Source organism: Vibrio jasicida 090810c (assembly GCF_002887615.1).
GTDB lineage: Bacteria > Pseudomonadota > Gammaproteobacteria > Enterobacterales > Vibrionaceae > Vibrio > Vibrio jasicida.
Genome location: NZ_CP025792.1, coordinates 1,066,036 through 1,088,495, shown reverse-complemented (window position 1 = coordinate 1,088,495; position 22,460 = coordinate 1,066,036). Strand labels below are relative to the sequence as shown.

Below are 22,460 nucleotides of genomic sequence, written 5' to 3'. Positions count from 1 at the left end.
GGAACTGAGACGTGATTAAACGCCTTTTACTAGGAATGTTTGTACTGCTTGGCAGTCTAACGAATGTGGCTCACGCTGCATTAGAGCTGGTGATTACCGATGGTATTGATTCAGCACGACCAATTGCTGTTGTTCCCTTTAAGTGGGAAGGCAGTGAGCCTCTTCCGACTGATATTTCCGCTGTGATTGCTTCTGACTTGCAACGCAGTGGTAAATTCAGTCCGGTACCTACCAGCAAAATGCCACAAACGCCAACCAACGAATCAGAGGTGAACTTTGATGCGTGGACCGGATTGGGCGTAGATGCATTATTGACCGGTTCAATTAAGAAAAACGAACAAGGTAACTACGTGGTTAACTACCAGTTAGTTGACGTTGTTCGTGGCCAATTAACGAAGGGTCAGAGCAAAGCTCTCGGTGATGACGGAGAACTGGTTCTTTCCAAAGACCACGTGTTGTTTAACAAGGTAGCGACGGTAGAAGGCCCACGCATGCGTGAGTACGCTCACCGAATTGCGGACCTTGTCTACGAGCAATTGACTGGCGAACGCGGCGCATTTATGACTCGTATCGCTTATGTTGTTGTAAACGACAAAGATCGCTTCCCTTACCAGCTGCGTGTTGCCGATTACGATGGTTACAACGAACGTTTAGTACTTCAATCTAAACAGCCACTGATGTCTCCAGCATGGTCTCCTGATGGCCAGAAATTGGCTTACGTGAGTTTCCAGAACGGCCAAGCTGAGATCTTCATTATGAACATCTACACCGGCGAGCGAGAGAAGATTACGTCATACCCTCGTCATAATGGTGCGCCAAGATTTTCGCCTGACGGCAGTCAGTTAGCTTTGGTTCTTTCTAAGACCGGTTCACTTCAGGTTTACACGTTGGATCTGAAAACTCGTAAGCTGACACAAATTACGCGTGGCAGATCAAATAATACAGAACCGTACTGGCACCCTGATGGCAAATCACTGATTTTCACATCTGACAGGGGTGGTAAACCTCAGATTTATCAAGTAGATTTGGGCAGCGGTTCTACTAACCGTTTGACTTGGCAAGGCAGCCAAAACTTAGGTGGTCAAATCACTCCTGATGGTCGATTCCTTGTCATGGTGAATCGCAGTGATTCGGGCTTCAACTTGGCTAAGCAAGATTTGGAAACAGGTGCTCTTCAGGTACTAACAAAAACATTGCTTGATGAGTCTCCGAGCATTGCCCCAAATGGTGGCATGGTTATCTATAGCTCAATCTACAACAAGAAAAACGTACTATCGATGGTGTCAATTGATGGTCGATTTAAAGCTAGATTACCGGCAACAAATGGGCGTGTCAGAGCTCCCGCATGGTCACCGTTTTTGTAGTAATAAAATTGATTAATAAAGGAAAATAAGATGCAACTGAACAAGGTTCTAAAAGGATTGCTAATCGCGATTCCTGTGATGGCAATGACGGCTTGTAGCTCAAGTGATGACGCGGCTTCAAATACGGGTGCAGAAACCAACACTAGCGGTTCTGAAACAACAGTAGTAACGCCAATCGATCCAAACGGTCAATTGACAGAGCAAGAGCTAAAAGAGCAAGCACTACGCGAAACTCAAACTATTTACTTCGCATTTGATAACTCAACAATTGCAGGTGACTACGAAGAGATGCTAGCAGCTCACGCAGCTTACCTAAGCAAGAACCCTGCTCTTAAAGTGACAATCGAAGGTCACGCTGATGAACGTGGTACGCCAGAGTACAACATCGCACTAGGCGAGCGTCGTGCTGAAGCAGTATCAAACTACCTACAAGCGCTAGGTGTTCAAGCTGACCAAATCGCAATCGTTAGTTACGGTGAAGAGAAGCCACTTCTTCTAGGTCAATCAGAAGATGTTTACGCTAAAAACCGTCGTGCGGTTCTAGTATACTAATTCGAGGTAAACCTCATGTTCAGTAACACTAAGCGCGCTGTTACGCTTACGTTACTGGCAAGTGCAGCGAACTTCGCGTTCGCTGCACCAGCTCCAGTATCAGATCTCAACAGCACATCATCAGTATCAACTCGATCTTCTTCAGAATCAGATGTCGAGCGTTTAGAGCGCTTGCTGCAAAATCGCAACCGTGTTCAGCTCCAAATGCAAGAGCAAATTGACCAAATGTCACAAGAGATCAGTGATCTACGTGGTCAGTTAGAACGCAATAGCTACGAAATGCAGCAAATGTTAAAGCGTCAACGTGAGTTGTTTGTCGAGCTAGATCGTGTGCGTGGTGAAATGAAAGCTGCGCCAGTAAAAGAAACCAAGCCTGCAGAAACAGGTGGTAAATACACGTCCAACGCTGATGAGCAAACTGCTTATCAAGATGCCGTGGATTTGATCCTTAAGAAACGAGACTACACGGGCGCTATTGCGGCTTTCCAGCAGTTCCAAAAGGATTACCCGAACTCGACTTACTCAGCAAACTCCCACTACTGGCTAGGCCAGTTGTATTTTGCTAAGAAGCAAGACAAAGAAGCAACGAAGAGTTTTGCCGCTGTGGTTTCTTACAAAGATTCTAACAAGCGTGCAGACGCATTGGTTAAGCTAGGCGATATTGCTGAGCGTAACAATAATGCTGCACAAGCGAAGAAATACTATCAGCAAGTTGTCGATGAATATGCCGGCAGTGCGTCAGCGAAAATCGCGAGCGCTAAGCTGAAGTAATAAAACTCATACATTGAGACTAATAAAGGGAGCTTCGGCTCCTTTTTTCTTGTTTGCTCGTTTTACTTCACTGGTTTTTCTTTGCAACAACCCAATTCTATTTTGTCGATAGAATAGTTATTTGCGTCAAAGATATACGGCTAGACTGCTAGAAATTCCCGCTCTGGGTTGGTTTTTGAAAATTAACAAGGTTACAATACTCGGATTAAAGGAAGTTGCGTAGAGCAAGAGCAATGAGCCACATATTAGATAAAATCGAGACAGTTTACCCATTCCCTCCAAAGCCAATCCCATTAAGCCAAGAAGAAAAAGCCGATTACATCGAGCGAATCAAAAAGCTGCTTAAAGAGAAAGATGCCGTGCTTATCGCACACTACTACACCGATCCTGAGATCCAAGCATTAGCGGAAGAAACGGGTGGTTTTGTTGGTGATTCGTTAGAGATGGCGAAATTTGGTAACCGTCACCCAGCAAGCACATTGATCATTGGTGGTGTTCGCTTTATGGGCGAATCTGCAAAGATCTTAACACCAGAAAAACGCATTCTAATGCCAACACTAGAAGCGGAATGTTCACTTGACCTTGGCTGCCCAGCGGACAAGTTTAGCGAGTTTTGTGATGCTCACCCTGATCATACGGTCGTGGTATACGCAAACACTTCCGCGGCGGTTAAAGCACGCGCTGATTGGGTTGTAACGTCTAGTATTGCACTGGAGATCGTTGAACACCTAGACGCAGAAAATAAGCCAATCATTTGGGGCCCAGACCGTCACTTAGGTTCTTACATCGCAAACAAGACTGGCGCAGACATGCTGTTGTGGCAAGGTGAGTGTGTAGTTCATGACGAGTTCTCAGCGGACGCACTGCGTAAGATGAAGAACGTATACTCGGATGCGGCAATCCTAGTGCACCCAGAATCACCAGCTAGCGTGGTTGAGCTGGCTGATGCGGTTGGTTCTACGAGTCAGCTTATCAAAGCGGCGAAAGAGCTACCTCATCAGAAAATGATTGTTGCAACCGATAAAGGCATCTTCTTTAAAATGCAACAACTGGTGCCAGAGAAAGAACTGATCGAAGCACCCACTGCTGGTGCGGGTGCGACTTGTCGCAGTTGTGCACACTGTCCTTGGATGGCAATGAACGGTCTTAAAGCGATTGAAAAAGCATTGAATGAAGGTGGTGAAGAACACGAAATCTTCGTTGATGAAGCGTTGCGTGTGAAATCACTCATCCCATTGAACCGCATGCTAGACTTTGCTGAACAACTGAATATGCAAGTGAAAGGGAACGCATAGTCGTTCTGTCTGCCCAGACATCAGTTTGTTAAGACAAATCTCAAAAACCAGCCGAATTTGGCTGGTTTTTTTGTTTCTTACAATCAATGAGTTAGTATTTACTTATAGTAATCAGAAAGGAATCGGAAACTTATGGCTGTATGGCTAGTACTGAAAAAGTGGCTGAGCACCCATCTTTTCAAATTAAGCAACCGAAACCTTCTCGTCATTAGCGGTAGCTACATTGGTATTTCTTGGCTGTTGCTGGCTCTCGCGGGGGAGCATGCACTTACCGACAGTTTCTCTAACTTCATTTATTACCTGATGGTGACTGCGTCGACGGTTGGTTATGGTGATCATTCACCAACGACGGATGCAGGGAAATGGGTCGTGGTTCTGTTTATCATTCCTGGTGGCTTGAGCTTGTTTGCAGCCATTTTGGGGCGTGTGGCAGGCGGTGCAATTGATTATTGGCGAGCGGGTATATTAGGTAAACGGAGAGTAAGAGTGGAAAACCATATCGTATTGTTGGGGTGGAATGGCGCAAGGACCATGCACCTTATTCGTATGTTGCAGCATGAAGAAGCGGGTAAGCGTCCTATTGTGTTATGTAGCCGTTCTGACATAGAGAATCCGCTACCGGGTGAGATCGGTTTCATCAAGGTGAACAGTTACACCGATGCACAAGAGATGAAAAACGCCAACATCACCAGCGCCAACTGTATCATTGTTGATAATCTCACCGATGATATTACCCTCTCGGCCGCCTTGTATTGTGCCTCTGTGAATCCTGATGCACACTTGCTTGCCTACTTTAAAGATGATGCTTTAGGTAGATTGTTGAGCCAGCATTGTCCTAAAGCGGAGTGTATACCTGCCGTAGGTGCTGAGATGCTGGCGAAAGCAGCCGTGGACCCCGGTTCAAGTGCTCTACACCAAGAGTTATTAGCTTCTACTAGAGGTATGACGCAATACTCGGTGATTTACCCTGAAGATCAGGCGACAACCAGTGTCGAAAAGGTGTTCAGCTTCATTAAAAAGCATCATCAGGCCACATTGATCGCCTTCGATCTTGGCAATGGCATTGAGCTAAACCCTGAGCTCGAAGCAGAAGTGCCACCAAATACCAAGCTGTTCTACATTGCAGATGAGCGCATTGATAATTTTGCATGGAACGACATGAATAAGGACAAATAATGCACATGATTGCTGACCTGTTGGCAGGTTTTCCCAATTTTCTTCTCTACTTTTCCGTCTCGATTGTCTTCGTGCTGGCGTTTAAGTTCGTCTACGTAAAACTGACGCCATACGATGAATGGCACCTAATCAAAGAAGAAAAAAACACCGCAGCAGCAGTCGCACTGAGTGGTGCTTTTCTTGGTTACTGCTTAGCCATTGCTGGAGCGGCAACGAACTCAGTCAATATTGTTGATTTTATGGTGTGGGGCGTTGTTGCCATGTTGGCTCAAATCATTGCTTTTGGTATTGTGCGATTCATTCTATTGCCTAAAGTCTCTGAGCGTATCGAGAACGACGAAGTGCCCGCAGGTATTGTACTCGCGGGAGTCTCTATCTCTGTCGGCGTACTTAACGCAGCTTGCATGACTTACTAGGAGGGGCGATGAAACGCAGTTCCAACGTAAAACGATCTTCGATGGATAAAAGCTTCAAAGTTGGGCGAATCATCCCGTTTGTCGCTTTTGGTGGCATCTTCTTTCTGGCGACTCAAGAGTCAGAAACAGAAGGCTATATCTATGTTGATGCGGATGAATGCAAATCAGACGCGCCAGAATTCAGCGAACAATGTGAAATAGCGTACCAAGAAGCGATGGCGAGAGCAGAAGAAAACGCACCACGCTATAACAACGAGTTTGAGTGTGAAGACGATTTCTATGAAGACGATTGTTATTACAGCTCACGTCACCGCTCGTATGTCCCGTTTGTTGGTGGCTACTTCTTTAGCCGCGCAGTGAGTGGCTTGAGTGGTTACAACAAGAGTTACTACTCAGAGCCGATGTATCGCTACAAATCGAAGTATTACAATGGTGCAGGGCAGTTCTATGGTTCTTACCGTAACCAATCAACTAAAGTCGCAACCAGTAACTTAAATAAACGAGGTGGTGGCACGATAGGGCGCGCTATGTCCCGAGGTGGCTTTGGTAAAGCAGTCTCTGTTGGTCGAGGCGGTTAACAGCATTTATGTTTCGAAGAGAAATACAAGAAAGAGAAAACTGGCGTGATTTAGCACGCCAGTTTGGTTTTGGGTTTCACTCTATGTACGACCAACCTTATTGGGATGAGAGTGCGTACTATCAATTCACATTAGATCAAATCGAACGAGATCTAGAAGCGCCAACGGAGGAGCTTCATCAAATGTGCCTTGAAGTTGTGGATGAGGTGATTCGAAGTGAGCAATTACTGACCCAATGCGCGATTCCGGAATCCATGTGGTCTCAGGTTGCCTCTTCTTGGCGAAGTAGAGAGCCGTCGCTTTATTCCCGGTTGGATTTTGCTTACAACGGTTCATCACCCGCAAAGCTATTGGAAAACAACGCCGATACCCCCACATCCTTATTTGAAACGGGTTTTTGGCAGTGGGTGTGGTTAGAAGATGTCGTGAACAAAGGGCGTATCCATCAACGAGCCGATCAATTCAACATCTTGCAAGATTTCTTGATTGAACGTTTTGCGGAAATCGCCAAATTGCAGCCAGGGCAAACGCTTCATTTCAGTTGTTGTAAATACGCAGAAGAAGACAAAGGCACGGTCCAATATTTAGAAGACTGCGCTCGAGAAGCAGGACTGTCGACTGCGTTCGTCTACGTCGAAGATATTGGCGTAACGGAAGAAGGCCGTTTCGTCGATGCCGATGGTCGAGCGATTCGATGGATGTTTAAACTCTATCCATGGGAATTTATGTTTGAAGAGGAATACAGCCAATATTTGGCAACGGCGAGCGTGAACTGGTTAGAGCCGATGTGGAAATCTGTTCTGTCTAACAAAGCACTGCTTCCTTTGTTATGGCAACGCTTTCCAAACCATCCTAATTTACTGCCGGCGTATTTTGCTAATGATCCAAAAGCGAACCGTTTGAAAGACTACGTCATCAAACCACTGTTTTCTCGCGAAGGCGCGAATATAGAGATTGTGAAGAATGGACAGCGCGTAGTGAAAACCCCTGGTCCCTATGAGTCGGCTCATAACATTGTTCAGCAGTACTACCCGTTACCCAAATTTGGTTCTAGTCATACTTTAATTGGCAGTTGGTTAGTAAACGATAAAGCCGCGGGTATCTCTATTCGTGAAGACAGCAGTTTAGTTACCCAAGATATGGCGCGTTATATTCCCCATGTCATTCTAGATTGATCAAAAAAGCTCTCCGACTTGGAGAGCTTTTTCATTTAGTGTATTCAACAGAGCAGAGAATTTTACTCTTCTTCTGCCAGCATGACACCACGCTGAGTCAAGCCGCCAAGCATCATTGGCATTGCATTGAATATTTCTTCAAATTGCTCAAGACCTTCCATGCCTTGTTCTGCCAGTGTTGCGATTGTTGTTTCTGGATCGTACAGCATCGTCAGAGAAAGCAGAACGCCGCCCAGTAGCGCGCTGTCTTCGCTATCTTCTGGCATTAGGGTTTCCCAATCATCACGAGTCAACTGCCAACCCTGAAGGACACCTTCACAGAAATCACGCGTGTTTGCTGACACGATATCTTGATCATCCAACTCACAGCCTTCTGGCCATTGCCACGCGCCTTCTAGAAGCGCTGGACGAGTTTGGTTCCACATTTGAACAATCTCATCAATGTACTGTTCTAGTTGCTCGCCGTCTGTGAAGGGTGCTGTTTCTTCACCGCCCCATAGGAATGGCAGCCACTCTTGAGGGTTCAGCACGTTTGGCGCAGAAGCCATTGCCGTTACGAAGCCTTGAGTTTTCGCTAGGTTTAGTAGTTTTCCATCAAGTTCTGGAAGAGAAAGGATGTCTTGTAGTTTCAAAATAGAATACCATTTGTTAATGGGCTGGTTGGTTGCGCTCATATTACCAATCAATTAGTGATAAATCGATATTAGGGAATGATTCGGCTACATCTATGGAAATTCGCTCGTCACTCAGAAAAAAAAGCATTCTCGCCCTAACACTTTATTTGTGCTTCTTCATTGCTACGATTGGCTCTGTGGTGTATCTCGTTGTTGAGCCACCAGTTCGAAGCAAACTCGAACGTAATCTCGATTTGCGTACGCAGTTGTTGGCGTCTCAAATAGAAGAGCCGCTGACCAGCTCAGTTGGTCTGCTTAATAGTCTGGTAGGACTAGGGCAAACGCCGGAACAGAGCATCTCCTTACAAAAGACGATTCCTCAACTCCTTCGTGTGAGTGACGACATCATTGTCAGTGGTGGCCTATGGCCGAAGCCAACCTTAGACGGTGCTCGTTGGCAATACACAAGCTTATTCTTCAATAAGAATGAAACGGGCGGGTTGGATCAGATCCACTCATACAACAATCCTGAATCTGGCGGTTACGACAACGAACCTTGGTATCAATCTGTGGCCAATGCGCCTTCAGGAACCGTCACTTGGTCTGGCGTGTACATCGATACCTTTACTCAGGTTCAAATGATTACGGCGTCTGCACCCTATTATGAAGATGGGCTATTTGCTGGCGTGGCAACAGTGGATCTCTCTTTAGAGGCTTTATTCCAATTTATTCGAGAGCATACAAATCAATATTCTTTAGGGGTGGTTATCCGTGACGCTGATTCGCAAGTCGTGATTGAGCACAATTTCCAACTCAGCAAAGACATTTACATCAGCCAATTAGACTTCGGAGCGTTCAATTGGCAGATGGACGTTGTTAACGCAAAGGTAAAAGTTGCCGATCAAGTGTTTGAACAAGTCATGAGTGTAGAGCGAGGTATTATTCCATTCTTATTGCTCTGTGTGCTGGTCGGATATTACTTGCTAAATCGATACATCGTTGAACCGATAGTGCGAATCGCTCAAAAAGTCGATGATTCTAAGACCGGAGGCATCATCGATATTGCTTATGATAGTGAGGATGAAATCGGCCACTTGGTGACTAAGTTTAACGAAAAAACCGTTTATTTAGAGCAAGAGAGGGTGAAGGCTCAGGCGTCTACCAATGCGAAAACTGCTTTTCTCGCAACACTCTCTCATGAGATCAGAACACCGATGAATGGTGTGCTAGGCACCGCGCAAATCTTGTTAAAGACGCCACTTACAGATGAGCAAAGAAAACACCTCAATACCTTGTATGATTCTGGCGATCATATGATGACGTTGCTTAACGAGATCCTCGATTACTCCAAAATAGAGCAAGGTCATATCGAGCTTGATAACACCCCATTTCCTATCGAGTCCATTCTCGGCAGTATTAACAGTGTTTACCACACACTTTGTGCTGAAAAGGGCTTACAGTTCCGAGTGGTCTCAAATGTTCCACAAGGGCGATGGTACAACAACGATAAAGCACGCCTTCGCCAAGTACTGTTTAACCTTCTTAATAATGCCGTGAAATTTACGGATCGCGGTTTTGTTGAAGTTGAGTTGGAAGAACAGATACAGAGCGATCACGCTAAGCTTATTATCACCGTCAAAGACTCTGGAATTGGCATTCATCCCGATGCGCAAAAACGAATTTTCCGACCGTTTGAGCAAGCCGAGTCCTCAACGATGCGTCGATTTGGTGGAACGGGTTTAGGGTTAGCGATTGTTAAGCAGATCTCTGAACACATGAAAGGTGGCATTAGCGTTCAAAGCCAAGAATGTATTGGCACCAAGTTTGTGGTGGAACTGGAGCTCAGTCCGTGTGAAGCGGGTGTTTCGGAATCGACCAACACACATAAGCTTGATTGCCAAGGTTTACACGCTCTGATCGTCGAAGACAATCGAACCAATACCATCATTATGGAAACCTTTTTACGAGCCAAAGGCTTTACGTGCGTGTGTGTGGAGAATGGACAGCAAGCGGTCGAGCAGGTCGCCAAGCAAGAGTTCGATTTGGTCTTAATGGACAACCATATGCCAGTACTCGATGGGGTAGGGGCAATCGCTGTGATTCGTTCTATGGACTCGCCTGCAAAATCTGTGTTGATCTTCGGTTGTACAGCCGATGTATTTAAAGAGACACAAGAGCGGATGCTCGATGTTGGTGCCAACCACATTATTGCTAAACCTGTTGTTGAGTCTGAGTTGGATGATGCCTTGTATCGCCATTCTTCAATCCTCTACCAATATCAAAATAAGCAGGGAGACGAGCCAGCGAAGCCGCGTAATGTAGAGGCATTGCTTTTGAATTTTTACATGGCGTTAGATGATGGTAACTTAGAACAAGCGATGACAACGCTCGCTCATATTTTTGACAGTGTTCAACCGAGCGTCACGCAGGAGTTAAGAGGCGTGATCGAACGTATTGAAAGTCACTTGATCAACGCATTATCTCCTGAACAAGAAGACATCGATCAGCTCACCATTTTATTGGCAGATCAATAACCTCACTCATAAAGAGGAAGCCGCTTGAACAGAGGTTCGAGTTGCTTCTTCTGTCCTTGTCCATTCATCAAATCTCACAAACTTCGCATTTACTCTGAAAATCCTTCTCCAAGTAGCATAAGCCGATCTTTTTGAAATTCGCTTACCAGATATTCGTCTGGTTTTTTGTGTTTTAGCGCGAGCTAAGTCGTTCGTTGGTAAGTAAATTACGTTTTTTAACTTCATTTTAGGTCCTTTAGCGGTGCCTTTTATTGGTTTTGGTGAAAGCTGCTACTTTTAACCTTAAAGTTGGTTATTAATTTACAACTGAGATTTTAAAACGGAATCATAAACTGAAAATATTGTGCTCTAATAGCGTCATTAACTGCTATGTGGTTTTAAATGCAGTAAATCATTTTATAGATATCGTTTTTAATAGTGTTTGATTTTAGAGGTTGTAAATGAAGTCTCGTGGACCATTTTGTATTCGTAACGCCGCAGCGGATACTTTTGCTATGGTGGTTTTTTGTTTTATCACAGGGATGATTATTGAGATTTTGATCTCGGGTATGACGTTCGAGCAGTCTTTGGCATCGCGTACGTTGTCTATTCCGGTCAACATCGCAATTGCATGGCCTTATGGCATGTTCCGTGACTGGGTATTGCGCCAAGGCAACAAGCTTTCACCTTCATCTTTCATGAAGAACGTATCTGACTTGATGGCCTACGTGCTATTCCAATCTCCGGTTTACGCAGGCATTTTGTTTGCGGTAGGCGCTTCTACTGACCAAATTATCACAGCAGTAGCGAGTAACGCAGTTGTGTCTTGTGGTATGGGTGTACTTTACGGTTACTTCCTTGACCAATGCCGCCGTTGGTTCCGAGTACCTGGCTACTATCAAGAAGCATAATTGCCCCTGATTTATGCAATTTAGCTAGATAGTGAGCAAACAAACGCAAAAGGGCGCTTTTTTTCGTGTTTAGCCTTGACCATCAGGCACATAATCATTAAATTAGCGCCTCGTTAGCCAATGATGCTAACCACAATTTGATTCGGTGAGTTGTCCGAGTGGCTGAAGGAGCACGCCTGGAAAGTGTGTATACGGCAACGTATCGAGAGTTCGAATCTCTCACTCACCGCCACATTCTAAGAGGTCTGATTTATCAGGCCTTTTTTCGTTTTTAAGGCTTATTGAGATAACGCTAGCCCACACTGGAGCTAACACATGTTATCGAATCAAAGGCTATCTTCTAGAAAATCACTTTACCTTATTACCAGTAGGACGGGTGTTTTCACGTTCCGCTGGAATCTTAGAGCTAATGGTAAGCACCACCAGCCAACATTGAGTCTAAAAACAAGAGACTACCTCCAAGCGGTTAAGCTCGCATCAGAACTAGCAATCCGCATACAGCAAATTGCCCTCCCAACATTAGAAGACATTAAGTCGATCTACAGTGACTTTAAAAGCTCTGAGGAAAAGAAAACTCTCTTGCTTCAGAGTATTGATATCTCAAATCATCTAACAGACCTAAGTGTTAAAAGCCAAACAGAGTACAGAAATTGCTGGAATAGCTTTGTGGTCGCTCTCAGTTCTACAACGACGTTAGATAGTGTTAGGCAGTCGCATATAGACCAATGGAAAGAGACTCAAACTTGTAACCTTACTACTATGAAGAAGAAGCTTAGATTACTGTCTAGTTGTTTTGGGAGAGTAGGGCATAAAGTAGAACAAGATTGGTTCAAGATTGCAGTTGAAAAAACACCAGTTAGACCTAAGAGAGCTATAACCAAGCAAGAGCTAGGAGAGCTATTGAGAGCCACGCAGAGCTATAAAAAGAGTAAAGATGAATGGAAGTATTATCTTCCTCGTATAGCGGCTCTAACAGGCTGTAGGCTCAATGAGATAGCGCAGTTGAGGGTATGTGACGTTCAGTTAGGAAATGAACCTACATTGAATATCAATGACGATCATGAAGATAAAAAGCTTAAGAATGCATCGAGTAAGCGAGTCTTGCCAATTACTGCTCCTTTACTGAATTTACTAAATGAGTTGGTAGCAGGTAAAGGAAAGAATGAACACCTATTCACTCTTCCATACAGTAAGCAGAATGGTTATGCAGGTAAGCCCAGTAAGTACTTCTCAGGGCTTCTAAAGTCATTAGGTGCCAAAGGGGTATCGTTTCACTCTCTACGTCACTATGTGGTTACAGAGCTATTTAATGCAGGAGTGAAAGAGGAGCTGATAGGTTCACTGATGGGGCATAGTGTGGGTAAGTTAACTACAGGTAAAATTTATTTGTCTGGTTTTTCATATAATAATAAATGTAAGGCATTGAATATGCTTGCTGTAGGCAACTTCTGATTTTAAGCGCCCTTGATTAATTAAATAGTCCAACGGGTTATCATTACGGAATTTATCGCGAGTAGGGAAGCTTTTTCAGAGTAGAACCTGATTTTGAGATATAAATTATGTTTAATAAACAGGTTGAAGCCAATGTGTTTGAGTGTTGATGTTAAAGACTCATTAGACGGTTGAGTAAGAGTTATTTTAATGAATCTAGAAATATTTGTCATAGCCGCTGTTATTGAATTGCTTGTTATTTTTCACTTTGTAGGTAGGTACCAAGACTCTCAACAGCAAAAAAACATAGCGTTATTGAAAGTCAGTGACCTTCAAAAAAAACTAGAGTTAACTGAGTCCCTTTATCGACAAGCAGAAAGCAGTGTTGAAGAGATGATAGTGTCAATTTCTGAGGGGGTTGAGGCTCTCGAATCTTCTGAACAATCACTTTTGATGGCTGAAGCTGAAGAAAGTTTAAACCGTGCAACTATTGAGAGTTTAACCAGAAGTGTAGATACAGCCAACAGAATTATAGAAAAGCAGAAGATCAATCACAATGCGTTAGAGTCTAGACTTGAAGAGTTATTAGCAACGAACTCAGATCTATGCGAAACCAAAGCAAACCTTGAGCTGGAACTTAACGAATGTAAATATGATATTATAATGTATCGTGCTGAAAATAATTTGTTAAAAAACAAAACTGAGAGTGCTTGAAGTCTGGACTTGCCATTTGTCCTTTAAAGTCTTATTTATTGGTGAATAGTTAACAAACCTACTCCAATGTATGTACGAGTAGAAGGTTTATCCGTTTACCATGCCTATCCACTGAGAGGATAAGGATTCACTGAAAGGGGGAAGAGGGTATCTAACCTTCCATCTATCACTTTTCTTTCAGTGCTTAACTTACGTAGTTAGTATGATAAATAGTAGGATAGATAGTATGTTCCTTAGTATGTTTGTGTTGCCTGAGCATACAAGGATTCAGCTTCTATCATACAGGGGTAGAGCTCTCAGCGAACATGGATGTTCGTTCACGATACATTGAGAAAGAAAGCCTCCGAAGAGGCTATCTTAGAACGGTGACTCACTAACCTCTAACTCTTCTTGTTCAAAGTCAGTCCACCAATAACTGGTAGTCTGCTGTTGTTCTCTTGATAGTTGAACTGCATCAACAGTCGAACTAACTGGAGTGTCAGAATTTTCAGTCTTTGAATCGTTATCCGTTTGTGATTCCAAATTCACAGTATCACCTCGCTCATTAGTAGAGCTAAGCTCTTCTGTTTCTTCTTCCTCAAGTGTTGGAATCCCAAGCCACGTATAGAGGTTGGAAGTATTTGTACCTCGATAAGAACTACGAATAAAACCAAGTCTCACAAGTTTTTGAAGCGCATTGTTTACGGTTGGACGGGTACATCCAACTCGTTCTGCAACACGATCTTGACTTGGATAACAGCTATAGGTGTTACTGTTGCCTTTTGTACCAAAGTAACTAGAAAGCGTCACTAAAACGCTTTTGTCAGTAACAGTCAAACCATGTGACTTTTTTAGATTGGCTTCAATGATTTGTTTTGTGATAGAAAACGGGTTCCTAGGCATAACTATAGTTCCTTGTGATTAAGGAAACTATGGATTGCTCCAAACATTTTCAGCATGCATCTATGTGTATCCACAATTCCATATGTGAAAGACAGCACCATCCAGACAGTAGAAAGGATGGAATAGAGAGTCTAAGTGAAAGTGGGATTAAAAAAGTCAGCGCAATGTATGTTTTTGCGATAAAATGAGCCTACACAACTACATACACTAGCGTGCTAGTTTTGTTTTCTCAGTGTAGATAAGTCATTGACCTATATACGGCACATCGCCGTTAGGTGATGGTGAAAGCGTAGCTTTACGTATCGAGAGTTCGAATCTCTCACTCACCGCCACATTCTAAAAGCCCCAGCAGAAATGCTGGGGCTTTTTCGTTTTATAACTCTTTGTTTTTGAACAAATTAATAGTTTCACTACGTATCACCCGCCTTTTACTATCCCAAACTTTATTGTATGCCAAAGTGTATGCTTCTAGGTTGTGAGAAAAATCGGCATACATTTGCGTCGAAAATTCAGCATACATGTTTGTGGGGAGCAGGGTTGCCAAGTTTCTTATCCTACCTTACTTACAACACACTCTGTATCTCAAAGAAGATGAACAATAATCAGCGGAATCTTATAAACCCACCAAAGTGCTATCTTAAGTTGGGCTTGGATGGTGATGGGTTACTTCAAGGGAATTATTTTACTAGTCGAAAAACCGTCAGCGAGGTTCTTGATATTATCTAAGAGCAAGTCAATGCTCGGCTCATTTCACACAGAAAGTAGCGGCGTTTCAGTATTGCAACGGTTAGCGTTGTCATTGGTTCTTATCATTGATGATAAGCAGGAGGGATGTAGTAAATTTAAGCACTATTTAGGTTCAAAACGCAGGCTTCTTTGGCTTACGTTTGTGCAACTCAAAAATGTCAGCGACGGTTGCAGAGGTTAATTACTCATTTCTGAATAATGCTTCGAACCATGTCGAAAGTAGTTATTGACCTAGATATGAGAGGGCAGGCTCGCGCAGCATTTAGCTGGTTGTCAGATCTGGACAATGGCAGTGTCGATACGTCGATCCATATCATTTGGAAAGAACATATCATAGGTACTCTCTTAGCTTAACTTAGCTAAACCACTTCATTTAGATTTAGTCAGGCAGTTTTGGGGTGTTTAAACGAATAAATTCAAAATGAGGCAGACTCGAAAGATTATAGAGCAGTTATAAGTTCGTCTTTCGATCTTATATGCGACGGATGATCACACTAAGTAAGCACATTGTCTTTGACTTGATTTTAGTATGGTAATTAATATGAGATTGATTCCATATTTTGTGTTTTTAACCATCACTATTTTTCCAATGTTGAGGTGTACATGAGAAATCGTTCTATTTTTGGGTGGAAGCTAAGCGAGAGCAGAGTTGTTTCTGTTGTTGAGCTTGAAAGTGGCACTCAGGATGATGTTGTCTGCCCTTGCTGCGGAGACTTCATGGTTGCCGCACATAGTAATAAAGGCATAGCTAGCTACTTACGTCATCAAAGTAACGCAGAATGTCGCTATTCGTATGAAACCCAGTTGCATTTGAGTGCAAAGGAGTTCATTGAACGGGAGAAGCTCATTCCTCATCCATATTCCAGTGGCATTTTTGATTCTAGTGATTGTGAAATGGTAGGTGTGAAAAATGTCCGTCTAGAGGTCTATCGAGACGGTCGGATTCCAGATATCGTCTGCCAGATCGGTAGGGAAGAGTATTATGTGGAAGTTACTAATACTCATGAAACCCCACCAGATAAAATAGTGGACTTTCGAAAGCAGGGTAGGAGTGCCCTTGAGTTATTTCTTGTTGGATTGGACTCAGATTCGCTGCTGAACAGCTATGAAAATGTAAAAGTTCAGATAACAGCATTAAATCCGCTAAATCCATTCTGGGATTTTATTGAGCAGCAAGCCGCGATGAGTATCAGCAAAGAAAGAAGTATGTTGTTGAGAAAGATAGCAAGGCATCGCAAACAAGTTCAAAGAATCACTGATAACATTTCTGAGCGTGAGGAACAGGCTGAGGAAAGGGTAGCCCGAATCAAACAAAGAGTTGAAAAGTGGCAAGAAAAAGAGCGGGAGCAAAAAGAGCTCTATACGCAGATAAAGTCCCTCGCGAATGACCTTCAAGTAGCGGTATTGCGGCTTGAAGAAGAGAAGTCATCTTTAAATCAAGAATTAGAACAACTCAAGCAAACCATTTATCTTAACAAGTTAGAAGCGGGAAGAATCATTAACAATGCGAGAGTTGAAGCAGAACAACAACGTGAAAAGGTCAGAGTAGAAGTTAGAGATGATGTTCTAGCGGAGTTAGCGTCGGAAATAGAAGATGCAAGAAAGAATGCTCAAATGATTACCGAGAATGCTCTAAAGCAAGAGCTATCAGTGGTTGAAAGCGCTCAAAGAACAGCGCAACAAATATTGGATGGAGCGCATTACAAAGTCACGAGTGAGCTTGAAGCTGCACTAGATAGAAAAGGTGTATCAAGTGAAGCGTTGACCGAGTTAGAAAACCGTGTCAAATGGTTAAGGCAAGAAACGGAGAGTCTAGAGGAAAAGAAAGCTGAGCTAGAGAGTGGTGTAAATTTAGATGAACTTTGGAGTAAGCAACAACACTTGTTGGATTCTATTGGCAAGGAGACAAACCGTTTGAATGAGGTTAAAGAAGTTGGTGATAAGTATGTCAAGATCATTAATGATATTGCCATAGATTTTAAACAACTCGATACTGCGGAGTATGCCTCTCTTTTGCCTGAACGTATTCAAAAGAAAATAAAAACTCATCGAATGATCTTAGAGATGCAAAACTCAATAGAATACGAACCGTTGTTATGAATATAGTGTTTAACCCAATTCCTTAAAGTTACTCTTAAGAAGAGCTCATAGATAGGCTTTCAAGTGTGATGGATACCCATGAGCTTCTTGTATTAAAACTGTTTTATTTAAGTTTCTGATTTTTTGAGTGGTAGAGTTTCATCGTCTTAGTGTGGAACTATTACTTCACTAGGCTGTGTTCTTTCAATAGATTATCTTTTGTTTCATCAATCGCCTTAATCAAGCTTAAGTCAAACCGTTCCATGATCGATTCGTGTGCAAAAATTCTAACAAAGCACTTAATTGATTGATATCTAGATAGTTTATGATTTGAGTCTTTGAACTTCTTCACTGAGTAATGCCCGTCAAGTTGCTTCTCAAGAAGTTTAATCTCAGTCTTAGCTATGTCTTTAAACGCATTGTCAGTCATAACATCAATGGTAAACATAGAAGGATCAATATCTTTTCCAACAATTAACTCGTTGATTTTTGATTCTAAAAGATCGGTTTTTGATTTGTCGATCGTAGCCGTTATATGCAAACCGGAAGGGTAGATTTTTGACTCGTAAACCTTACTCCAAGGTTTTCTTGTGATTATGTCATTTGTGATACTTACTGCTGGTTGGATATCACCAATCAGTTGTTCTAGCTGCTCGTTCAGAAAATAATCATCAGAGTTATCTAAGTAGAACTTTTGGATTTGTTCTACATACGATGCCTGTTCTGCATCTGTAGGTAGTGTGAACTCAAAAAGGTTTGCCTGCGAGTCATGCTCTTTTGCTAGCTTACAAACTTTGCTCAACATGGATGAAAAGGCGCGATTTGTTTTGTGATAGTAAACTTGGCCAAACAAGTTGGCTCTAGCATTGATGAACTCAATAATCGAATCTAATCCACTTTCTTTATAAGCTAAATAAATTGTATCGTTAGCAACAACAGGAACCATAGACATAAAGAGCCTATTGTGGTCATAAATACCACATTTTACACCAGAGAAATAACTATCCCTAAGAAGGTAATCCATACGGTCTGCATCTATTGGACATGAAGAAATTATTGAGGTGAACAGTGGGAGCATGTCGAATTTTTGACCTGCTAACTCTATTTCGATTTCTTTCTGATAGTCTTTTTCTATAATCGATAGAACGTTATTAATGTTGATTTGACTACGTTTCTTTTCCGGCAAGCTATCGTAGATGATTTTTGCGAATAGTAGAGATATATGCTCGTGTTCCACTTGAGCATTGTCTTCAATTAGGTCTACGATTTGGGGGTAATCTTTGCCAAAGTAACTTTGGAACTCATCTTTATCACACATAAAGGAGTCAAATTGATGAGACATAGGACCGTGTCCAATATCATGCATTAAAGCGGCCAATCTAAGTTCTTGTATGTTGGAAGCAGGCAGGCTCGAAAGCTTTGTGAATATTAGGTTATCATCATACTTTTTCTTGTAACGATGAGCATTGATACTCATGTTTTCTAAAATTTCATAAGATAGATGCATTACTCCTAAAGAGTGTTCAAAACGACTGTGCATCGCGGATGGGAATACTTTGTAAAGGAAAGTATTTTGCTTAATGTTTCTAAGACGCTGAAACAATGGATGATCTATAAAATCTAGCTCTAATTCTGTTAGTCGAATTATGCCATGGATTGGATCGAGGATTTTTCCCGTAAGGTTTTCATTGAACTGCATATCACACCTAAATCTTTATATAAAACACATGGTATATAGTTGGGGTGCATATCATGAAAAACAATAGAATAGGTTCGAAAAATTATTGAGTCTTGAGGCTGAAAGTATGATTCTTGTTGACTCCGACTTGAGTAGCTCTAATGGCAGAGCTCGAATGGATGTGCAAATCGTAAGCGATATATCTATCGATAGAGTATAGGTTTAATGGATAGACTTCGTTGGAATTGTAGTTTGATCTACTATAATTAGCCAACAGGGGATATTGTGTGGAGCTATGATATCTAGGCGTGTATGCGTAATGAAATGCTTTTTTCTACCCAACTCGTAAGTTGGTTATAAATTCAAAGAGTTATATTTCTAGGTGTTAGGTCTCACTCACAAAACAAAAGCCCCGAAACCTCGGGGCTTTGCGTTTCTTGCAAAGTGAGGTCTACCCCTAGCGCATTGGCCTGCTTGCCGCGATCACTTGGACCTTTCTATTCAACAGGCTCTGTGCTGCATTCGAGTCTTTTTCAAAGCTTAAAATCGCGTTGGAGAGCTCAGTATTGGCAAGCATAGAAAGTGTCTCGCCTAGCTCCAGTTTTGAGTGAGTGCGGTTTTGCTCTCGCTCGTTTGGATTTATCTGCACCACGGTTCTGCCTAAAAAGTTTCCCTTCTTTACAGACTCAGTCTGGCTATTGCTCTCGATCCAATCGATAGATAAGTGCTTTTGTGTTGGTTGGATGTCATTGGACATAGATTACCTAAACTCTTAAATCCGAGCTCTGAAGCTGAGAGGGCAAAGTTTCCATGGCGATGTGGGCGGATAACAAGTCTTCCCAAGATTCGCTCTGTGTGAGCAGCTCAGCCAGTGCATCTTCAAACAGTTCGTAGTCGAGTGATTCTACGTGAAGCAGTCTATTTAAACAAAGCTTGTGCCTGTGGTTATCTAAGCTAAAAAACAATTGATGCTCAGACCAATGGTAGTTGAATGCGACAAAAGAACGGTAAAGGTCAGAGTTAACAATTTGTAGATCGACGATCTCAGCTTCTAATTGAAGCATCCCTGTTGTTGGGTGAAAAATCACATGCACTCTTAAGTTGTCATCAAAAGCTAAACCCAATTCGTCTTCAATCAACTGTAATTTAGGTAACCCTATTTGATGAGCAAATTTAAGTAAAACCTCATCTACGATTTGGCGCGCAGACATAGAAGTTATCCTATTTAGAATTTTAAGGGTGAAATTATGGGAAGTGCATTTGAATGTTTATCAATATTGGTTGGATTTTTTTATATAAACGTTTTTTCTATAAGGTTAATAAACAATTTATTGATGGTGTTGCTTATATCCTTAGTGCATATAAATTTCACTTATATAATGTTTGATTATGTGCTTGGAACTAATGTCAAATTTTAAAACAAAGTAAATCCAGCGCCATTAAAAGTATTCTTATTTTTGAGAATTTAATTTTTAACTTATATATGAAATATAGGTTGATCTTTTATATATTTCTGTACCAGAATTGCGACTGTCATTTTTAATAAAAAGATAAGTAGATAGAGTACGCAGTGAAATCTAGAACGCTTATTGGGTTGTTAAGCATTTTGCTTTTGAGCGCTTGCACTCACACCAGTTCCTTAGAAGGCGGGTTTGCGAGTTCTTCCCAAGCCGTGCTGTATGGGTGGGTTGCTTTTGATGAGTATATTGCTCCCGTGAGTACATCGGTTGATATTGATGTATGCCAAGTGACTGCAGAACGATGTATTACTGTCGCAAAGCAGACGTATCAAGGGGTTCAACTACCTGTGCAATACTCTTTTGTTATTGCGCCGATTCAAGCTGGAAAAGGCGAGATGAAAATCCGTACCGTGTTACGTTCTCAAGGAAAAATCATAGCCAGTAAAGAAGAAGGCTATATTTTTACGCAAGGCAGAGTACATAAGGACTTAAAACTAGAAGCTTACAATAATAACTAGAAAAGTAATCGTTTTCATTTTTTCTATTTTAATAAAAAATTAAGTTGAATGAAGCGAATAATCCAGCGCTTAAACCCTAATTATTATTGGGTTTAAGTCATCGGTTCAGTGCTTCTTTATATGAATATCAGTTGCACTTACTGCAATTTTTATGTTTATATCCCCCGCTTCTGAGAAGTTGGCTAGATAGAATGGTTTAAAAATAAACACTTCGTTTTTTGTGGAAATACCAATATTAATGAAAGTAGGCTTAAATATTAGTACTTTCATTTATTCTAATATAATAAGAGCTTTGGTTGTTTGAGTATCACTAGTTATAAGTTGAACTTTAGCAAAAGCTTATTAATTCTCGAGAATATCACATAACAATATCGAGACGTTTTTCCAAGATTATTTTTTGCTGCTACAGGCAGTTTTTGAGCTATTTATAATTTATTCGGGGAGTATGGTCGTGCTATCGCACCTATGCTCTTTTCTTTGCTTCTTTAATTGACATCGTTTTGATTACACATCCGCGTGTACGTTTGCGTATTGGGTGTGAGTCAGGCTATGGCATTTCTCTAGTGGGATTAGAGAAATTAGAATTATGAAGGGTAGAAAATGGATGTGTTAGGCCAACTAAACACAGAAAGGGTCAACTCGCTATCGCGAAAAATCCATAGTGCTTGCTACTATGAAAAATACGATGAAGTATTTCATTCTCGCAAGTCTCACATTGTTGTCGTTCACAATGGACAATTGAGAGTTCAGACGGGGGACTGCACGTTAGATGTGGTCGCTGGTTGTGGGGTGTATCTCTCTCAAGGGGATTACTTACTAGAATACACGCCAGTAGATGGCCAATATACGGCGTCAGTGATCGAATTCGACAATGAACTTGTCAGTCAATTTTTGCAAAAGCACAGTGATTTACTGATGTCGCTACCAAAAGTTGAGAACGTTCAGTCTGGATTATTCCCGTTTACTTTCAATTTGTTGATAGAGCAGACCTTATCAGGGATGAAGACGCTAGAAGAGCAGTCTTATCCTGACACCATCATGCGCTTAAAATACGAGGAAATGCTCATCTTATTGCTCCACGGTGAGCAAGGTGAGAACCTGTATGCGTTATTATCACAGCTGACCAACAAAACCTCAGACCGACTGCGTCGCTTTATGGAACTCCATTACCTGAAGGAGTGGAAGCTGACCGACTACGCTCAAGAGTTTGGCGCGAGCCTGACGACGTTTAAAGAGCTCTTTAACGAGCACTATGGCGTTTCTCCTAGAGCGTGGATCAGTGAGCGCCGTTTGCTGCATGCCCATAAGTTATTGCTTACCAGCAAAATGAGCATTGTCGACGTCGCAATGGAAGCGGGCTTTTCTAGCCAATCTTACTTTACGCAAAGCTACCGACGCCGTTTTGGAACGACACCAAGTCGTGTACGTTCTGGGGATGAACAAGTCGCTATTGCTAAGTGAAATGTCTGACGACTAAAATTTTCTGACTAATTTTGAAAGGCATCAACTGGCGTAAACTCTATTATGCTCAGCGTAACAACGAACAAAACTATTACCTCTACTTCCTTCTGGATTGTTCGAAGTAG

The 22,460-nt window shown here is 42.1% G+C and carries 21 protein-coding genes and 1 tRNA gene; 17 read left to right on the top strand and 5 right to left on the bottom strand.

Annotated elements, in window-relative coordinates:
- Nucleotides 1–11: 11 nt before the first annotated feature.
- The 8 genes from tolB to C1S73_RS05090 all read left to right on the top strand — a co-directional run bounded on the left by tolB (nt 12) and on the right by C1S73_RS05090 (nt 7,327).
- Nucleotides 12–1,364, top strand: coding sequence for a Tol-Pal system beta propeller repeat protein TolB (tolB, locus tag C1S73_RS05125; RefSeq protein ID WP_080869721.1), 1,353 nt, complete (start codon nt 12–14; stop codon nt 1,362–1,364).
- A gap of 30 nt (nt 1,365–1,394) precedes the next feature.
- Nucleotides 1,395–1,916, top strand: a complete 522-nt coding sequence (gene pal, locus C1S73_RS05120; RefSeq protein ID WP_038866814.1) for a peptidoglycan-associated lipoprotein Pal — start codon at nt 1,395–1,397, stop codon at nt 1,914–1,916.
- Between the two features lie 15 nt (nt 1,917–1,931).
- Nucleotides 1,932–2,687, top strand: a complete 756-nt coding sequence (gene ybgF / locus C1S73_RS05115; RefSeq protein ID WP_038866815.1) for a tol-pal system protein YbgF — start codon at nt 1,932–1,934, stop codon at nt 2,685–2,687.
- Nucleotides 2,688–2,920: 233 nt separating this feature from the next.
- A complete protein-coding gene (nadA, locus tag C1S73_RS05110; protein ID WP_038866817.1) occupies nt 2,921–3,982 on the top strand; it encodes a quinolinate synthase NadA in 1,062 nt (353 codons plus the stop codon).
- A 132-nt stretch (nt 3,983–4,114) separates the two neighbouring features.
- Nucleotides 4,115–5,158 carry a potassium channel family protein gene (locus C1S73_RS05105; RefSeq protein ID WP_038866818.1) on the top strand — a complete coding sequence of 348 codons (1,044 nt, stop codon included), beginning with the start codon at nt 4,115–4,117 and terminating at the stop codon, nt 5,156–5,158.
- Nucleotides 5,158–5,574 (top strand): DUF350 domain-containing protein, encoded by a 417-nt coding sequence (locus tag C1S73_RS05100; RefSeq protein ID WP_038866820.1) that lies wholly within the window; start codon nt 5,158–5,160, stop codon nt 5,572–5,574. The genes C1S73_RS05105 and C1S73_RS05100 overlap by 1 nt, the downstream gene beginning before the upstream one ends.
- An 8-nt stretch (nt 5,575–5,582) precedes the next feature.
- Nucleotides 5,583–6,152 carry a DUF1190 domain-containing protein gene (locus C1S73_RS05095; protein WP_038866823.1) on the top strand — a complete coding sequence of 190 codons (570 nt, stop codon included), beginning with the start codon at nt 5,583–5,585 and terminating at the stop codon, nt 6,150–6,152.
- Nucleotides 6,153–6,160: 8 nt separating this feature from the next.
- A complete protein-coding gene (locus tag C1S73_RS05090; RefSeq protein WP_038866825.1) occupies nt 6,161–7,327 on the top strand; it encodes a glutathionylspermidine synthase family protein in 1,167 nt (388 codons plus the stop codon).
- A gap of 62 nt (nt 7,328–7,389) precedes the next feature.
- Here C1S73_RS05090 and C1S73_RS05085 read toward each other — a convergent pair whose 3' ends face one another.
- Nucleotides 7,390–8,001, bottom strand: coding sequence for a YecA/YgfB family protein (locus tag C1S73_RS05085; protein WP_096030927.1), 612 nt, complete (start codon nt 7,999–8,001; stop codon nt 7,390–7,392).
- A 53-nt stretch (nt 8,002–8,054) separates the two neighbouring features.
- Here C1S73_RS05085 and C1S73_RS05080 point away from each other — a divergent pair, with 53 nt between their 5' ends.
- From C1S73_RS05080 to C1S73_RS05060, 5 genes are all read left to right on the top strand, one after another.
- The gene (locus C1S73_RS05080) at nt 8,055–10,475 is read left to right on the top strand and encodes a hybrid sensor histidine kinase/response regulator (protein ID WP_038866827.1); all 2,421 of its coding nucleotides are present in this window, start codon (nt 8,055–8,057) and stop codon (nt 10,473–10,475) included.
- 440 nt (nt 10,476–10,915) lie between these two features.
- The gene (locus C1S73_RS05075; protein ID WP_038866830.1) at nt 10,916–11,365 is read left to right on the top strand and encodes an L-alanine exporter AlaE; all 450 of its coding nucleotides are present in this window, start codon (nt 10,916–10,918) and stop codon (nt 11,363–11,365) included.
- 144 nt (nt 11,366–11,509) lie between these two features.
- Nucleotides 11,510–11,597 (top strand) — tRNA-Ser (locus C1S73_RS05070).
- 83 nt (nt 11,598–11,680) lie between these two features.
- A complete protein-coding gene (locus C1S73_RS05065) occupies nt 11,681–12,817 on the top strand; it encodes a site-specific integrase (RefSeq protein WP_038866832.1) in 1,137 nt (378 codons plus the stop codon).
- A 189-nt stretch (nt 12,818–13,006) separates the two neighbouring features.
- Entirely contained in the window at nt 13,007–13,510 is a 504-nt protein-coding gene (locus tag C1S73_RS05060) for a hypothetical protein (protein WP_038866834.1), read from the top strand.
- A 357-nt stretch (nt 13,511–13,867) separates the two neighbouring features.
- Here the strand turns inward: C1S73_RS05060 and C1S73_RS05055 are convergent, their stop codons facing one another.
- A complete protein-coding gene (locus C1S73_RS05055) occupies nt 13,868–14,392 on the bottom strand; it encodes a helix-turn-helix domain-containing protein (RefSeq protein ID WP_038866836.1) in 525 nt (174 codons plus the stop codon).
- A 957-nt stretch (nt 14,393–15,349) separates the two neighbouring features.
- Between C1S73_RS05055 and C1S73_RS27755 the strand changes: the two genes are divergently transcribed.
- Nucleotides 15,350–15,493 (top strand): hypothetical protein, encoded by a 144-nt coding sequence (locus C1S73_RS27755; RefSeq protein ID WP_158654981.1) that lies wholly within the window; start codon nt 15,350–15,352, stop codon nt 15,491–15,493.
- Nucleotides 15,494–15,742: 249 nt separating this feature from the next.
- A complete protein-coding gene (locus C1S73_RS05045; protein WP_038866841.1) occupies nt 15,743–17,239 on the top strand; it encodes a hypothetical protein in 1,497 nt (498 codons plus the stop codon).
- Between the two features lie 160 nt (nt 17,240–17,399).
- Here C1S73_RS05045 and C1S73_RS05040 read toward each other — a convergent pair whose 3' ends face one another.
- The 3 genes from C1S73_RS05040 to C1S73_RS05030 all read right to left on the bottom strand — a co-directional run bounded on the left by C1S73_RS05040 (nt 17,400) and on the right by C1S73_RS05030 (nt 20,107).
- Nucleotides 17,400–18,917 (bottom strand): HD domain-containing protein, encoded by a 1,518-nt coding sequence (locus C1S73_RS05040; RefSeq protein ID WP_038866843.1) that lies wholly within the window; start codon nt 18,915–18,917, stop codon nt 17,400–17,402.
- 436 nt (nt 18,918–19,353) lie between these two features.
- Nucleotides 19,354–19,653 (bottom strand): T3SS regulon translocated regulator ExsE2, encoded by a 300-nt coding sequence (gene exsE2, locus C1S73_RS05035; RefSeq protein WP_038866845.1) that lies wholly within the window; start codon nt 19,651–19,653, stop codon nt 19,354–19,356.
- 7 nt (nt 19,654–19,660) lie between these two features.
- The gene (locus C1S73_RS05030) at nt 19,661–20,107 is read right to left on the bottom strand and encodes a CesT family type III secretion system chaperone (RefSeq protein ID WP_038866847.1); all 447 of its coding nucleotides are present in this window, start codon (nt 20,105–20,107) and stop codon (nt 19,661–19,663) included.
- Nucleotides 20,108–20,466: 359 nt separating this feature from the next.
- Here C1S73_RS05030 and C1S73_RS05025 point away from each other — a divergent pair, with 359 nt between their 5' ends.
- Nucleotides 20,467–20,874, top strand: a complete 408-nt coding sequence (locus tag C1S73_RS05025) for a YscW family type III secretion system pilotin (protein ID WP_038866849.1) — start codon at nt 20,467–20,469, stop codon at nt 20,872–20,874.
- 600 nt (nt 20,875–21,474) lie between these two features.
- Complete coding sequence (locus tag C1S73_RS05020; protein WP_038866851.1) at nt 21,475–22,335, top strand: AraC family transcriptional regulator; 861 nt, start codon at nt 21,475–21,477, stop codon at nt 22,333–22,335.
- Nucleotides 22,336–22,460 lie beyond the last annotated feature (125 nt).